Genomic DNA, 15,211 nt, shown 5'->3' with positions numbered 1-15,211 from the left:
AATGTGCGGAATTGCGGGCATCTTCCATCTCGAAACGGCCAAGCCGGTCGATCCCGCGCGGGTGCGCGCCATGCTGGACGTGATGCTGCATCGCGGCCCGGACGGCAGCGGCATCTGGACCGCGCCGGGCGTGGGGCTCGGCCATCTGCGCCTGTCGATCATCGACCTTGGCGGCGGCGCCCAGCCGATGCTGACCGAGGATGAAAGCCTGGTCGTCACCTTCAACGGCGAAATCTATAATTTCGCCGAGGTCCGCGCCGAACTGGAGGCGAAGGGCCATGTCTTCCGCACTGACAGCGATACCGAGGTCATCCTGCACGGCTATCGCCAATGGGGCGAGGAGTGCGTCAGCCGCTTCAACGGCATGTTCGCCTTCGCCCTGTTCGATGCGCGTGCCCAGTCGCTCTGGCTGGTGCGCGACCGGCTGGGGGTGAAGCCGCTCCATTATGCCCTGTTGTCGGACGGCAGCCTGATCTTCGGATCGGAACTGAAGAGCCTGCTTGCCCATCCGCTGCTCCGCCGCGCGCCGGACCTGAGCGCGGTCGAGGATTATCTCGCCTATGGCTATGTCCCCGACGATGCCTGCATGGTCGCGGGCGTGCGCAAGCTCGGGGCGGGTGAGACGCTACGCCTGGTGCGCGGCCGTCCGCTGCCCCATCCGCAGCGTTACTGGGACATCAGCTTTGCCGATCGCAGCAAGTCCAGGCCCGAGGCGCTGGAGGAGGAGCTGGTCGCCCTGATGCGTCAGGCGGTGCGATCGCGCATGGTGTCCGACGTGCCGCTCGGCGCCTTCCTGTCCGGCGGCGTCGACAGCAGCAGCGTCGTAGCGCTGATGGCGGAAGCCTCGAACCAGGCGGTCAAGACCTGCACCATCGGCTTCGATGTCGCCAGCCTGGACGAGACCGCCTATGCCGACCGGATCGCGCGGCGCTTCGCCACTGATCACCGCACGCGCATCGTATCACCCGATGATTATGGATTGGCCGACACGCTGGCCTTCCATTTCGACGAACCCTTTGCCGATGCCTCCGCGCTGCCCACCTACCGGGTCTGCGAACTGGCGCGCGAACAGGTGACGGTGGCCCTGTCCGGCGATGGCGCGGATGAGGCGTTCGCCGGCTATCGCCGCCACCGTTTCCAGATGCAGGGGGAAAGGCTGCGTGGCCTGATCCCCGCATCGGTGCGCGAACCCTTGTTCGGCACGCTCGGCCGCTATTATCCCAAGGCCGACTGGGCACCGCGCCCGCTGCGCGCCAAATCGACCTTCCTCGAACTGGCCGGCGACGGCGGGGAGGCCTATGCCGCCTCGGTCGGGGTGACGCCCCATGCGCTGCGCCAGCGCCTCTTCAGCCAGGATATGAAAAGCCGGCTGGGCACCTATCGCGCCGAGGATCGCTATATCAAGGCGATGGCCAATGCCCCGGCGCGCGACCCGCTCGATCGCGCCCAATATGCCGATATCCGCATCTGGCTGCCCGGCGACATCCTGACCAAGAGCGACCGGATGAGCATGGCCGTCAGCCTGGAAGCGCGCGAGCCGCTGCTCGACCATCGGCTGGTCGAATTTGCTGCCCGCCTGCCAGTAGCCCAGCGCATTCGCGGCAATAGCGGCAAGTACCTCATGAAGAAGGCGATGGAGCCCTTCCTGCCGCAGGATATTCTCTATCGCCCGAAAATGGGCTTCGTGACGCCGATCAGCGACTGGTTCCGCGGCGCGCTGGCGGGCGAGGCGACTGCCGTCGCGGGCGGCTCTGCGCTGGCCCGCACCGGCTGGTTCGACACGAAGATGCTGGCCAAGGTCGCGGCCGACCACAAGGCCGGCGTGGCCGACCATGGCCGGCTGCTATGGCAAATGGTGATGCTCGACAAGGCGCTCGGCCGGCTGTTCGGCGCGTGATCCCCTTGCAACCGGCCCCGCCCGGTGCCAACGGGACAGCATAATGATCATGCAGGGCGCCTCATTGACTGTCTCGAAGGAAATTGTGCGGCTGCGCCTTTATGCGCTGTGCCTGGCCGGCGACATGGCGGGGCTGTTCATCGCCTTCCTCCTCGCCAACTGGCTGGTCGTCGGCGCCTTCCTGGGCGAGCCGGGCAAGCCCCATGGTCTGGTGATGTTCTCGATGGTCGCGCCGCTCTATGCGATCCTCGCGGTGCAGGGCGGTGCCTATGGCATCAACACGCTGGATCGCGTGCGGCGCGGCATCTTCCGCGCCCTGCTGGCGCTGGCGCAGGCGGCGCTGCTGATGCTGCTGATCGTCTATCTGGGCAAGATCGCCGAACAGCTGTCCCGTCTGACCTTCCTCACCGGCCTGCTGCTCGGCGCGGCGACGCTGGCGCTGGTGCGCCTGGCTGTCGCGCGCCTCGCCGTCCGGCTGCTGGGCGACGTGCCGCACCTCACCGCCGTCATCATGGACGGGGTCGCGATCGAAACCGGCACCCATATGGAGGTGATCCAGGCGGACACCGCCAATCTCCACCCCGAACGCCATGATGCCGACATGGCCGCGCGCCTGGCCGCTGCCGTCGGCATGGCGGAGCGCGTGATCGTCGCCTGTCCGCTCGAACGGATGGACGACTGGTCGGCGGCGCTCAAGTCGCTCTCGGCGCGGGGCGAGATCGTCGTCCCCGAACTGCTGCGCTTTGCGCCTGCGCGGGTGGATGAGTTTGACGGCCAGCCGACGATCATCGTCGCCGGCGGCCCGCTGCAATTCCGCGATCGCCTGATCAAGCGGCTGTTCGACATCATCGTCGCCACCATTGCCACCATCGCGCTGTCGCCGGTCCTGTTCGGCGCCGCGCTGGCGGTGAAGCTGACCAGCCCCGGCCCGATCCTGTTCCGCCAGCCGCGCATCGGCAAGGATGGGCGGCCCTTCTCCATCTACAAGTTCCGCTCGATGCGGACCGAGGCCAGCGACCACAAGGCCGCAACGCTGACCAGGCGCGACGATGATCGCGTGACCCGCGTCGGCGCCTTCCTGCGCAAGACCAGCATCGACGAACTGCCCCAGCTCTTCAACGTGCTGAACGGCGACATGAGCGTCGTCGGACCGCGCCCCCATGCCGCCGCTGCCAAGGCCGGCGACAGCCTTTATTGGGAGGTCGACGCACGCTATTGGGAACGGCATTGCATCAAGCCGGGCATGACCGGCCTTGCCCAGGTGCGCGGCCATCGCGGCGCGACCGATCATCATCAGGATCTGATCGACCGACTCCAGTCGGACCTGGAATATGTCAGCGACTGGTCGATCTGGCGCGACCTGCGCATCATCGTCGCGACGCTGGGCGTGCTGGTCCATCACAAGGCCTATTGAGCGTGACCAACCTGCTGCTCGCCCTCGTCCTGCTGGCGTCACTGATCGCCGTCGCCTGGCCCTTCCTCTGCTACCCGCTGATCCTGCGCATGCTGCCGACCCGCGCGGAAACGCCCGTCGCCGGCCCGATGCCCAGCGCCTCGCTGCTTTTCTGCGCCTATAATGAAGCCGGCGCGATGCCGGAAAAGCTCGCCAATCTGGCGATGCTGAAAAGCCGGCATCCCACGCTCGAAATCCTCGCATTCGACGATGGATCGGCCGACGATACCGCCGCGCTGATCGCGGCGCAGGGCGATCTGGTCACATTGCTGCGTGGTCCCGGACGCAGCGGCAAGGCGCATGGCATGAAATTGCTCGCCGCCCGCGCGCGCGGCGACATACTGATCTTCACCGACGCCAATGTGCTGCTGGATGCCGACGCGATCGATAATCTGCTCGCCCGCTATGCCGATCCCGATATCGGCGGCGTGCTCGGCTCGCTCCATTATCTGGGCGAGGGCGACAGTGCGACCGCCGCCGTCGGCTCGCTCTACTGGCGGATCGAGGAACGGCTGAAGGACGAGGAGTCGCGCACCGGCAATGTGCTGGGCGCCGACGGCTCGATCTTCTCCATCCGCCGCAGCCTCTATCCCGAATTTCCCGACAGCGTGCTGGATGACCTCACCGTCTCGATGGCGGTGGTGTTCGCGGGCAAGCGGCTGGTGAAGGCGAAGGATGTGATTGCGCGCGAGCGGCTGGTGACGGGGCGCAAGGACGAATATCGGCGCAAGGTTCGGATCGCCGCCCGCGCCTGGCACACGCACAGCCATTTGCGCCCGCAACTGCGCCGCATGGCGGCGGTCGACCGGTTCAAATATGCCTCGCGCAAGATCGTCCGCTGGTTCGGTGGTGCCTTCATCCTGACCGGCGCGATCGCCGCTGGCGCTCTGGCGCTGCGCCTGTCGCCCATGCTCTACATGGCCGGCGCGATCGGCCTTGCGCTGCTCGCCTGGATCGGCCTGCGGTCGCGCGGCGGACCTCTGGCGGCACTGGTCGACATACTGATCGCCTATGCCGCGACCTTGCAGGGGGTGCTCAAGGCCGTGCGCGGCCGCACCGTCACGATCTGGAATCCGGCCCAGTCGCGATAATCTTTCGCGCTGATCCCCCTCGCCAAAGCCGCGCCATATTGTATAGGCCGGAAGCTGATACCGAGCGGAGAATGGCGTGATTACTGTCCAGCGGGTGGCCAAGGCCGCCGGCAAGCATCTGACCAAATTGGGTCTCGACCTGCGCAAGGCGCTGGGCGCGCGCGCCAATCGTGGCTGCCCGGCCTGCGGCACGACGGTCGTCGGCTTCTTCCGCTATGGCGACAATGGCGAATGGGGCTGCCCCAATTGCAACGCCTCGCCGCGCGAGCGGCTGATGAACTATCTCATCATGAAGGGCGTGTTGACCGTGCCGACCGACGGCGCGATCCTGCACATGGCCCCCAATGAGGGGAGCCTGGTCAAGCGCTTTTCTGAAGCGGCCGACTATGTCCCGGCCGATCTTGATCCCGCGCGCTATACCGTGCCCGGCATGCACAAGGTCGACCTGATGGCGCTGTCCGACAGTGACCGCTACGACCTCTTCTATGCCAGCCATGTGATGGAGCATGTGCCCGACGACATGGCCGTGCTGCGCAATATCCTGCGCGCGCTCAAGCCCGGCGGCGAAGCCTGGCTGATCGTGCCGCTGTGGGACAAGCCGACCGAGGATGGCAGTTTCGACATCCCCCCGCGCGAGCGCGAGCGCCGCTTCGGCCAGTGGGACCATGTCCGCCAATATGGCCTCGACTTTGCCGATCGCATCCGGGCTGCCGGCTTCGAGCTGGAGGAGATCGACGCGCGCGACATCGACGCCGACACGCGCCATTTCTATGCGCTCGATGATCGGCTGTTCCGCGCGCGCAAGCTGCTGGGAACTGCGACGCAGTGAGCATGCTCGCGCGGATGGAGGCATCCGCCCGCATCCTCGCGCTGGTCAAGCTCGCCAATGTCGGGCTGGTGATGATCTGGGGCTTCGCCGTCACCTTCGTCTTTGTGCGGGTGCTGCCGCTGGCGGAGTTCCAGGCCTTCCTGCTGCTCGTCGCCTTCGGCAATTTCACCATCTCGGCGGAATTCGGCCTCACCAGCATCATCTATGCGCGCCTGCGCCGCTTCTGGCTGGGCAGCGATGAAGAGGCGGCCGATGGCGGCTTCCGGCTGGAGGAAATGGGCGTGCTCTTCCTCTTCCTCGGGCTGCTGATTGCCGGCGCGGTCGCTATCCTGCTCGGCGCGCTGGCGCTGGGCGGGCTGCATACGGCGATGCCGGCGCTGTTCCTGCTCTTCTTCCTCACCGCCTGCCTCAACCTGCCGGCTTTGCTCGCCAAGCGGGCGTTGGCGGCGATCGACGGCAATTTCCTGTGGGAAGGGCTGGACTGCGCCCGCCGCCTGGTGACGATCGGCCTGCTGGCGGCGATCCTGTTCGGGCTCGATCCGCGCCTGTCCGTCGTGCTGCAACTGGCGGTCAGCGTCGCGGTGATCGGCTATGCCATCGTCCATGTCCATCGCCGCCTTGGCATGCGCCGCAGCCACTGGTTCGCCTTCCGGGTTGGTGGTGGGCATGTGCGCCGCCATTATCTGCGCGATATCGGCGCGTCGGCGGCCTTCACCGTGTCGGACATCGTCGCTTATAACGCCCCCTATTTCACCATCGCCATGGCCACCAGCGATGCCCGGCCGATGCTGCTGTTCGACTTCTTCTTCAAAATGTCGCGCTCGCTCTCGATGCTGGTGCGCGCGATGGTGGAGGCGGCTCTGCCGCGCATCACTCGCGCCTATCATGCCGGCGAAAGCGCGCGGGTGCGCCAGCTCCTGATCCGTGCGCTTGGCGCTGCGCTCTTCTTCGCGCTCGCCGGTTCGGCGTTGCTGATGCTGACCGGCGGTTGGCTGTTCGACAAGCTCTTCGACGGCCGCGCCGCGATCGACCAGGCCGACCTCGGCCTCACCGCGCTGGCGCTGGTCGCGCTCTCGGTCATCTGCGTCTCGGTCTATGTCCAGGCCGCGCTCGGCCGCTTTGCTCTTCTGCTCCAGCGCTCGCTGCCTTTCCTTGCCGGTTCGCTGCTCAGCGTACCGCTCGCCGGCGCGTTCTGGCCGGATCGCTTCGATCTCGGCTTCCTCGGCCTCTATGCCCTGACCCTGATGCTGGCCGCCGGCCTGCATCTCGTCTCGCTGCGCCGGCTGGTGCGCGCATGAAGATTGCCATGCTCGATCCGTCGCTCTTCACCGGGCGCTATGATGACGGGCTGTGCGCGGGCCTGGCGCAGGCGGGCGCAGATGTTACGCTGCTCGGCCGGCCGATGCGCGCCACCGATGCGATCGTGCCGCAGGGCTATAGCTACGCGCCGCGCTTCTTCCGCCACAGCGAGGCCCTGCGCGATCGGCTGGGGGAGGGGCGGGCCTTCCGTCTCGCCAAGGCGGCCGAATATGGCCTGACCTGCGCGCTCGGCAATCTCGATGCGATGACCGGCGCGGACGTCACCCATGTCCAGTGGCTGCCGCTGGCGCCGGCCGACCGGCTGATGCTCGATCGGCTCAAGGGCCGCACCGCGCTCGTCCACACCGTCCATAATGCCGATGCCTATCATGCCGACAGCGGCCTGCAGGGCCGCGGCTATCGCGCCCTGCTCGATCGCTTCGATGCGCTGATCGTCCATGGCGACACGACGCGCGCGGCGCTGGTCGGGCAGGGCGTCGATCCCGCCCGCATCCATGTGACGCCGCATCCGCCGATGCGGCTCGCGCCTGCCACCCCGGCAGGCCTCGCCGCCATTCCCGCACCCGCCGCGCCCCGCATCCTCTTCTTCGGCACGATCCGCCCCTATAAGGGCGTCGACCTGCTGGTGGAGGCCTGCCTGTCGCTCTGGCGCGCAGGCCATCCCTTCGAACTGGTGCTGGCCGGCAAGCCCTTCATGGATGTCGCCCCGATCCTCGATCCGGTTCATGCCGCCGGCTTCGGCGACCGCCTCATCACCGATTTCGGCTTCCTCACCGAACCCCGGCTGGACGCGCATATGGCAAAAGCCGACCTCATGGTCTTTCCCTATCGCCATATCGATTCGAGCGGCGCTTTCCTGTCGGCGCTGCACCATGGCAAGGCGATGGTGACGTCCGACGCCGGCATGTTCGGCACCCTGCCGGACGGCGTAACCACGCGGGTTCCGGCCGGAAATGCGGCGGCGCTCGCCCAAGCCCTCTTGCCGCTGATCGAAAGCGCGGCCATCAGGCAGGCAGCGGGTGCGCGGGCGCGCGCCTATGGAGATATTATGGGCAATTGGAAGGACATGGCCTTGGCGACAATGGATATTTACCGCCAGGTGCTGCGCGCATGAACCGCTATGTCCGCGAATTGTCGGACCGCGCGCTGGCCCTGCGCCTAGCGCTGGCCGGCCGCGTCCATCAATATCCCGAAATCCAGGCGCTCAAGCGCTTCCTGTCCGCCTTCGCCATCGACTGCCTGTTCGACGTCGGCGCCAATCGCGGCCAATATGCGACCATGGCGCGCAAGGATGCGGGCTTTGCCGGCACCATCCTCTCCTTCGAGCCGAACCCGGACGTCTTTGCCGAACTGAGCAAGGCCGCCGCGTCGGACCGCAACTGGCATGTCTTCAACATGGCCCTGTCCGATTTCGACGGCACCGCCAGCTTCAATATCATGGCCGCCGACCAGTTCAGCTCCCTGAAGGCCCCCTCGGGCGCACAGGACGCGATCTTCGCCGATCGCAACAAGGTGACGAAGACGGTGGAGATGCAGTGCCGCCGGCTCGACAGCCTGCTGCCCGAACTGCGCGCCGCCCATGGCTTTGCCCGGCCCTTCCTCAAGATGGACACGCAGGGGCATGACCTGTCGGTCTGCGAAGGGGCGGGGAGCGTCATCGCCGACATGGCCGGCATCCAGACGGAACTGGGCGTACGTCCCATCTATGAAGGCGGCACCGGCTATCGCGCGATGATCGACTGGCTGGAGGCCCGCGCCTTCGTCCCCTCCGCCTTCTTCGCCAACAATAAGGGCCATTTTCCGCTGCTGGTCGAAATGGATGGCATCTTCGTCAACAAGGCGCTGCTGGACAGCTGATGCCGAAGGGAATGCCCTTCGTCAGCGCACGGCGCCTGTTCCTTGCCGGGGCGATCGGCCTCGCCCTGTGGCTGGGCGCGACCTTCCTGTGGCACGTGACCTGGCGTCAGGGTGTCAGCCTCGCTGTCATCCTGTTCCTGGATCAGGATTTTCCGGCGCTGATGATCGGCCTGTTCCTGCTGGCGCTGGCCGCGCCCTTTGCGGAAGGGATGGGCTTTCGCCTGCCGCAACCGCGCGCCCGGATCATCGTGCCGATCATCGTCCTGCTGGGGCTCGCCGCCTGGGCCGGCCATTATGCCCTGTTCCAGGATTATTCGGTCTCCCGCGATGAGGAGGTCGCGCGCTTTGCCGCCGCCTATATGCGCGAAGGCCTGTTCGCCCGGCCGATCCCGGTCGAATGGGAACCCTATCGCCGGGCGATCATGCCCGAATTCTTCTCGCCCTTCGGTGCCGCCGACTATTGGACCGCCGCCTATCTGCCGGTGAACAGCGCGATCCAGGCCTTGTTCTGGCAGATGGGCGACCCCAATCTCGCCGGCCCGGTCTTGCTGGTGCTCGGCCTCTTCTCGCTGTGGCGGGTGGCGCTCCATCTCTTCCCCGACCGGCCCGATGCCGTCTGGGTAACGATGCTGCTCGGCCTCTCCTCGGCCCAGCTCTGGGTCACGGCCATGACCCCCTATGCCATGACCGGCCATTTCGCATTGAACATGGTCTGGCTGGCGCTGGTATTGCGCGGCGGCATTGCCGGCCATCTGTCGGCCGGCGTGGTCGCGCTGATCGCGGCGGGCCTGCACCAATGGCATTTCCCGCCCATCTTCATCGCCCCCTTCATCCTCTGGATGCTGCTGGCGCGGCGCTGGACCGTGGCCGCCTTCCACGCGCTGACCCTGGTCGCGATCGTCATCGTCTGGGCCAAGATCTGGCCCGGATTCCTGCTTCATGCGCTGGGCGCGCCGACTGATGTGCGCCCATCCGCGGGCGTCGCCGACAAGGTCGGCAGCCTGTTCCAGCGCCTGGGCGATCGCTGGCAGCCGCTGGTCAATCTCAGCCGCTATGCCGCCTGGAACAATATATTGATGGTGCCGCTCGCGGGCCTTGGCGTGCTGGCGATGCGCTGGCGCGATGCGATCCGCGGCCGCGAGATCGCCCTGCCGCTGGCGCTCGGCTGCCTGGCGGGCTGTGCGCTGGCGCTGGCGCAGGGCTATGGCTGGGGCTTCCGCTATGCCCATGGCTTCATCGGCCCCTTCTGCCTGCTCGGCGGACTTGGCTGGGCGCGCTTCCGGCCACAGGGCGCGATGCGGCCGATCTTCATCGGCTTCCTGGTGACGCTGCTGACCGCCGGCTTCCTGGTCTGGCGCACCCATGTCTTCGTTGAGCCCTATGCCGCCAGCCACCGCATGATCGACGCCTCGCGCGCGGACGTCGTGCTGGTCGATCCGCGCGGTGGCCTTTACGTCACCGATCTGGTGCGTGGCCGCAATGGTGTGCCGGGCAAGCCGATGGTCATGAACCTCGGCATGCTGACGCTCGATCAGGTGGATGAACTGTGCAAGACCTATGTGGTCGAGCTGTTCGACCGCGCTGAATTCCGCCCGCTCGGCGTGCCGCTTGCGCGCTGGAATCTCGGGCGCATGGACACGCTGCGCGCCCATATGAAGCTGGCCGGTTGCGATCGCCCGGTCCAGCCGCCGCTGCCCGAGACGATCGACGACGCCATGAACGCCGCCGATAACGCGATGTAAGCGAAGAGGCTAGAGCATCGTGCGCAAAAGTGGGAACCGGTTTTGCGCTTAAAACGATGCGACAACAAAAATTTAGAGCGCGCGATCTGCGTCGGATTTAACGCAGCGCGCTCTATTGCCCCTTCACATAGACCCGCTTGCCGTTGATCCAGGTTTCCAGCACCTGCGTGCCGCGAATGTCGGTCGGGCTGGCCGTCTCGATATTGCGGTCGATCAGCAGGAAGTCCGCCCGCTGCCCCGGCACCAGGCTGCCGAATTTCTTCTCGGCAAAGCCGGCAAAGGCCGCCTGCCGGGTAAAGCCGTCCAGCGCCGCTTCGAAGCTTACCTTCTGCTCGGGCATCCAGCCGCCGGCCGGCTCGCCCCTGGCGTCCTGGCGCGACATGGCCGCGGCAATGCCGGGGAAGGGATTGGGGCTTTCGACCGGCACGTCCGAACCGAATGCCAGCGGCACCTTATTGTCCAGCATCGCCTTCCAAGCATAGGCGCCCTTCAGCCGTGCCTCGCCCAGCCGTGCCGTTGCCATGCGCCAGTCCGACGTTTCATGCACCGGCTGCATCGACGCGATCGTGCCATAGCGGGCAAAGCGCGGCAGGTCGGCCGGATCGATGATCTGGGCATGTTCGACCCGCCAGCGCCGGTCGCCTGTATAGGTGTCCGACATTTCCTGGATCGCGTCGAGTATCTCGCCATTGGCGGCGTCGCCGATCGCGTGGACCGCGACCTGGAAATTGTCCATCGCCGCCCGGCTCATGATATTGCGCAACTGGGTCGACGGAATCATAGGCAGGCCGCGCTGGCCCGGCGCGTCGCTATAGTCCGCCTTCAGCCAGGCGCCGCGCGATCCCAGCGCGCCGTCCAGCAGCAGCTTGATCCCGCCCATGCGCAGATGATCGTCATACAGCCAGGGCGTGGGTTCCGGCCCGGCGATCAGCACCATATTGTCGAGGCCATAGGCATAGGACATGATCCGCACGCGCAGCGCGCCGCGATCGGCCGACCGGCGGAAGGCCTGCCAATCCTCGATGCTGGTGCCCATGTCGGCAATGCCGGTGATGCCCACCGCCAGCAGTGCGCGCTGCGCCTTTTCCAGCGCATTGTCGCGATCCTTGGGGGCAGGGGCGGGCACGACCTTCTGGATCAGGTCCATCGCCTTGTCGACGAAGACGCCCGCAGGCTTGCCCGCCGCCATCTCGATCCGTCCGCCAGCCGGTGCCTTGGTCGTCGCGCTGACGCCGGCCGCGCGGATCGCCGCACTGTTGGCCCAGCCGGCATGGCCGTCGATCCGCTCCAGCCAGACCGGAATGTCGCCCACGGCCGCGTCCAGTTCGGCGGCGGTCGGGAACCGGCCCAGCCCCCATGTCTCCTGGTTCCAGCCGGTGCCGATGATCCATTTGCGGCCGGTATTTTCCTGCGCATAGGCGCGGATCTTCGCCTGCGCCTCGGCCAGCGATTTCGTGTCGGACAGGTCCAGCGTGATCAGCGACAGGCCAAGCCCCATGACATGGCCATGCGCGTCGATCAGGCCGGGGATCAGCGTCTTGCCGCCTGCGTCCAGCTTGAAGCTCGGGCCTTTCGGTCGCTCGGGCCAGGGCTGGCCGCGCTTGGGCTTCTTGGGCTTGTATTCGGGCTCCTGATAGCGGCCCTGGATCAGCTTCTCGACCTTGCCCTCATCGTCGATCATCAGCGCGCCGAAATGGACGATCTTGCCATCCGGCCCGATGGCGATGCCGTTCACATTGTCGATCACGCCCGACGCATAAGCGGGCATGGGCAGTGCAAGCGCGGCGATCGCCGCCAGCATCATCTTCCTCATGCGCGGGTGATCCGCCGCACCAGCGCGCTGGTATCCTGCCGGTGGCCGCCCATCGCCTGCACGTCGGCATAATATTGATCGACCATCGCCGTCACCGGCAGGGTCGCGCCATTGGCCCGCGCTTCCTCCAGTGCCAGCCCCAGATCCTTGCGCATCCAGTCCACCGCAAATCCGAAATCGAAACTGTCCTGCGCCATCGTCTTCCATCTATTGTCCATCTGCCAGCTTTGCGCTGCGCCCCCCGAAATCGCCTCGAACACCTTGTCCAGGTCCAGTTCCGCCGCCTGGGCAAAGCGCATCGCTTCGGCCAGGCCCTGCAGAACGCCGCCGATGCAGATCTGGTTCACCATCTTTGTCGTCTGGCCCGCGCCGGCCTTGCCGACATGGACGATGCGCGCGGCATAGGCCTGCATCACGATCGTCGCGGCCGCCACCGCCGGGGCGGACCCGCCGCACATGATCGACAGCCGGCCATTTTCGGCGCCTGCCTGCCCGCCCGACACCGGCGCATCGACGCAGTGCAGGCCCAGGCTCTCGCCCTCGACGGACAATTGCCGGGCGATCCGCGCCGACACGGTCGTATGGTCGATGAACAGGCCGCCCGGCTTCATCGTGCGGAACGCGCCCTCGCGCCCCAGCGTGATCTGGCTCAGGTCATCGTCGGTGCCGACGCAGCTGATGACGATGTCGGCCTCCTCGGCGGCCTTGGCCGGGCTGATCGCGACCTCGCCGCCATAGGCCTCGGCCCAGCTCTTGGCCTTGCCGATCGATCGATTGTAGACGGTCAGATGATGCCCCGCCTTGGCCAGATGCCCCGCGATCGGGCCGCCCATGACCCCCAGGCCGATAAACGCGATATTAGCCATAAGCCTCGTACATTTCGTGCGTGCAACCAAGCCATAGGGCCAGTTTTCGGCAAGTGCCAGTTTCTTCACCGGCAATTTTGCGTTAGGGCGCTGCGCCATGAACACGCTGAGCAAGATAGAGGGCGCCCTGCCGCTGCCCGTCACCGTCGATGACATCCTTGCGGCCCGGACACGCATTTCCGGGTCGATCGTCAAGACGCCGACGCTCATTAGCCAGACCTTCTCGCAAATGCTTGGCTGCAACGTCTATCTGAAGTTCGAAAATCTCCAGTTCACTGCCGCCTACAAGGAACGCGGCGCGCTCAATCGTCTGCTGCAACTCGATGAAGCGGCCAAGGCCAAGGGCGTGATCGGCGCCTCGGCCGGCAACCATGCGCAGGGCCTTGCCTATCATGGCAAGCGCCTTGGCGTGCCCGTTACCATCGTCATGCCTACCACGACGCCGATCGTGAAGGTCACCCAGACCCAGGGCCATGGCGCCACCGTCGTCCAATATGGCGAGAAGTTCGACGACGCCTATGCCCATGCCCGCAAGCTGGAGGTGGAGCAGGGCCTGACCTTCATCCATCCGTTCGACGAGCCCGACATCATCGCCGGCCAGGGCACGGTCGGTCTGGAAATGCTGGAGGATGCGCCGCAGATCGACACGCTGATCATACCGATCGGCGGCGGCGGCCTCTTCTCGGGCATTGCCACCGCGGCGCGCGCGATGAAGCCGGATATCCGCCTGATCGGCGTCCAGGCGGAGCTGTATCCGTCGATGTATGATTTCATCAAGGGCGCGGACCTCGCCTGCGACGGCGACACGCTGGCCGAGGGTATTGCAGTGAAGCAGCCGGGCGAACTCACCCGCCGCTTCGTCGAGCGTCTGGCCGACGATGTGCTGCTGGTCACCGAACGCCGGCTGGAGGAGGCGGTCAGCCTGCTGCTCCAGATCGAGAAGACGGTGGTGGAGGGCGCCGGTGCCGCTGGCCTGGCCGCGCTGCTCAGCTATCGCGAGCAGTTTGCCGGTCGCAATGTCGGCCTGATCCTGACCGGCGGCAATATCGACACCCGCCTGCTCGCCAATGTGCTGCTGCGCGATCTCGCCCGCTCGGGCCGTCTCGCCCGCCTGCGCATCATCCTGCAGGATCGGCCTGGCGCGCTGTTCCATGTCGCCCGCATCTTCGATCAGGAGGCGGTCAACATCCTGGAACTGTCGCACCAGCGCATCTTCACCAATCTGCCGGCCAAGGGGCTCAGCCTCGACGTCGAGTGCGAGACCCGCGATGGCGCCCATCTCCAGCGGCTGATCACGGCGCTGGGCGCGGCGGGTTATGAGGTCGCGCCGATCGAGGTTGCCTGATTTTGGGACATGCTTAACCATCGGTAAAAATTTCGTGGTAAATGACCTTTTCATGGTTGGGCCGGGACGGCATAGTCCGACCATGAAAAGGCAAATTCGCATGACTGAATCGGGGGGAGAGGCATGAGCGCACCATTCCGCTTTCCGCGTTTCTTCGTGACGAACCCCAGCCCTTGCCCCTATCTGCCGGGCAAGAGCGAGCGGAAGGTCTTCACCGAACTCAACGGCGACAATGCCTCGGAACTCAATGATGCGCTCGGCCGCATCGGCTTCCGCCGCAGCCAGAATGTCGCCTATCGTCCCAGCTGTGCCGATTGCTCGGCCTGCGTGTCGGTCCGCGTCGTCGCGCAGGAGTTCAAGCCCAACGCGACCCAGCGCAAGCTGATCCGCCGCAACAGCGACCTCGTCGTCACCGCCTGCAAGCCCTGGTCGACCGAGGAGCAGTTCGAATTGCTCCAGCGCTATCTGCGCGCGCGGCATCCCGGCGGCGGCATGACCGAAATGGACGAGATGGATTTCGCCGACATGGTCGAACAGACCCCGGTCGAAAGCCATGTCGTCGAATACCGCCTGCCCGGCGAGGATGGCCGCCCCGGCAAGCTGGTCGGCGCCTGCCTGACCGATCGCCAGGGCGACGGCCTGTCGATGATCTACAGCTTCTTCGACACCGAACTGGAAGATCGTCCGGGCCTCGGCAACTTCATCATCATGGATCATATCCAGCGCGCCGCCCGTGCGGGCCTGGCCTATGTGTATCTGGGCTATTGGGTCGATGGCTCGCAGCGGATGCAGTACAAGATCCGCTACCGCCCGCTCGAAAAGCTCAGCCGTGCCGGCTGGGTCCGCTTCGATCCGGAGGAGCAGGCGCAGGCGATCCGGGTCGTCATGCCACGCGATGAGCCGCCGCTGCCGGTCGAACTGGCCGCCATCCTGCGCCGCTGACGGGGCAATTTCTGTAAATTACAGATTCTCGATCATTCCGGTTACGTGCAGGCTTG

General features: G+C 66.1%; 12 protein-coding genes. 10 read left to right on the top strand and 2 right to left on the bottom strand.

The genetic code is table 11. The features are described from left to right. The first annotated feature begins 1 nt into the window (after position 1). From JQK15_RS06950 to JQK15_RS06915, 8 genes are all read left to right on the top strand, one after another. Positions 2-1,897, top strand: a complete 1,896-nt coding sequence (locus tag JQK15_RS06950) for an XrtA/PEP-CTERM system amidotransferase (RefSeq protein ID WP_214864431.1) — start codon at positions 2-4, stop codon at positions 1,895-1,897. Positions 1,898-1,940: 43 nt separating this feature from the next. Further along, complete coding sequence (locus tag JQK15_RS06945) at positions 1,941-3,311, top strand: sugar transferase (RefSeq protein ID WP_214864430.1); 1,371 nt, start codon at positions 1,941-1,943, stop codon at positions 3,309-3,311. A gap of 2 nt (positions 3,312-3,313) precedes the next feature. Further along, positions 3,314-4,441, top strand: a complete 1,128-nt coding sequence (locus tag JQK15_RS06940) for a glycosyltransferase (protein ID WP_214864428.1) — start codon at positions 3,314-3,316, stop codon at positions 4,439-4,441. A gap of 76 nt (positions 4,442-4,517) precedes the next feature. Further along, positions 4,518-5,270 (top strand): class I SAM-dependent methyltransferase, encoded by a 753-nt coding sequence (locus JQK15_RS06935; protein WP_214864426.1) that lies wholly within the window; start codon positions 4,518-4,520, stop codon positions 5,268-5,270. Between the two features lie 14 nt (positions 5,271-5,284). After that, positions 5,285-6,568 (top strand): hypothetical protein, encoded by a 1,284-nt coding sequence (locus JQK15_RS06930; protein WP_214864551.1) that lies wholly within the window; start codon positions 5,285-5,287, stop codon positions 6,566-6,568. Further along, a complete protein-coding gene (locus JQK15_RS06925) occupies positions 6,565-7,704 on the top strand; it encodes a glycosyltransferase family 4 protein (RefSeq protein WP_214864424.1) in 1,140 nt (379 codons plus the stop codon). Before JQK15_RS06930 ends, JQK15_RS06925 begins: the two co-directional genes overlap by 4 nt. Then, the gene (locus JQK15_RS06920) at positions 7,701-8,447 is read left to right on the top strand and encodes an FkbM family methyltransferase (protein ID WP_214864422.1); all 747 of its coding nucleotides are present in this window, start codon (positions 7,701-7,703) and stop codon (positions 8,445-8,447) included. Before JQK15_RS06925 ends, JQK15_RS06920 begins: the two co-directional genes overlap by 4 nt. Continuing rightward, positions 8,447-10,189 (top strand): MFS transporter, encoded by a 1,743-nt coding sequence (locus tag JQK15_RS06915; RefSeq protein ID WP_214864420.1) that lies wholly within the window; start codon positions 8,447-8,449, stop codon positions 10,187-10,189. Before JQK15_RS06920 ends, JQK15_RS06915 begins: the two co-directional genes overlap by 1 nt. Positions 10,190-10,301: 112 nt before the next feature. On the opposite strand, the gene JQK15_RS06910 is transcribed toward JQK15_RS06915, so the two are convergent. Together JQK15_RS06910 and JQK15_RS06905 are read right to left on the bottom strand one after the other, a co-directional pair. Further along, positions 10,302-11,990: an amidohydrolase gene (locus JQK15_RS06910; protein WP_214864549.1), complete on the bottom strand. Its 1,689-nt coding sequence runs from the start codon at positions 11,988-11,990 to the stop codon at positions 10,302-10,304. A gap of 8 nt (positions 11,991-11,998) precedes the next feature. Beyond that, entirely contained in the window at positions 11,999-12,868 is an 870-nt protein-coding gene (locus tag JQK15_RS06905; protein ID WP_010339958.1) for an NAD(P)-dependent oxidoreductase, read from the bottom strand. A 97-nt stretch (positions 12,869-12,965) separates the two neighbouring features. On the opposite strand from JQK15_RS06905, the gene JQK15_RS06900 reads away from it, so the two are divergent. Both JQK15_RS06900 and JQK15_RS06895 read left to right on the top strand, forming a co-directional pair. Further along, entirely contained in the window at positions 12,966-14,213 is a 1,248-nt protein-coding gene (locus JQK15_RS06900; RefSeq protein ID WP_004212176.1) for a threonine ammonia-lyase, read from the top strand. Between the two features lie 123 nt (positions 14,214-14,336). Continuing rightward, a complete protein-coding gene (locus JQK15_RS06895; protein ID WP_004212177.1) occupies positions 14,337-15,155 on the top strand; it encodes an arginyltransferase in 819 nt (272 codons plus the stop codon). Positions 15,156-15,211: the final 56 nt, after the last annotated feature.

It is taken from the genome of Sphingobium sp. BHU LFT2 (assembly GCF_018604485.1).
Lineage (GTDB): Bacteria > Pseudomonadota > Alphaproteobacteria > Sphingomonadales > Sphingomonadaceae > Sphingobium > Sphingobium yanoikuyae_A.
Note: the sequence above shows the minus strand (reverse complement) of the source record. Positions and strands in the feature narration are given on the sequence as shown.

Coding starts and splice junctions, on each gene's coding strand:
- JQK15_RS06945 (WP_214864430.1), top strand. CDS start 1,941: ATGATCATGCAGGGCGCCTCATTGACTGTCTCGAAGGAAATTGTGCGG.
- JQK15_RS06950 (WP_214864431.1), top strand. CDS start 2: ATGTGCGGAATTGCGGGCATCTTCCATCTCGAAACGGCCAAGCCGGTC.
- JQK15_RS06925 (WP_214864424.1), top strand. CDS start 6,565: ATGAAGATTGCCATGCTCGATCCGTCGCTCTTCACCGGGCGCTATGAT.
- JQK15_RS06895 (WP_004212177.1), top strand. CDS start 14,337: ATGAGCGCACCATTCCGCTTTCCGCGTTTCTTCGTGACGAACCCCAGC.
- JQK15_RS06920 (WP_214864422.1), top strand. CDS start 7,701: ATGAACCGCTATGTCCGCGAATTGTCGGACCGCGCGCTGGCCCTGCGC.
- JQK15_RS06915 (WP_214864420.1), top strand. CDS start 8,447: ATGCCGAAGGGAATGCCCTTCGTCAGCGCACGGCGCCTGTTCCTTGCC.
- JQK15_RS06905 (WP_010339958.1), bottom strand. CDS start 12,868: ATGGCTAATATCGCGTTTATCGGCCTGGGGGTCATGGGCGGCCCGATC.
- JQK15_RS06900 (WP_004212176.1), top strand. CDS start 12,966: ATGAACACGCTGAGCAAGATAGAGGGCGCCCTGCCGCTGCCCGTCACC.
- JQK15_RS06910 (WP_214864549.1), bottom strand. CDS start 11,990: ATGCTGGCGGCGATCGCCGCGCTTGCACTGCCCATGCCCGCTTATGCG.
- JQK15_RS06930 (WP_214864551.1), top strand. CDS start 5,285: ATGGAGGCATCCGCCCGCATCCTCGCGCTGGTCAAGCTCGCCAATGTC.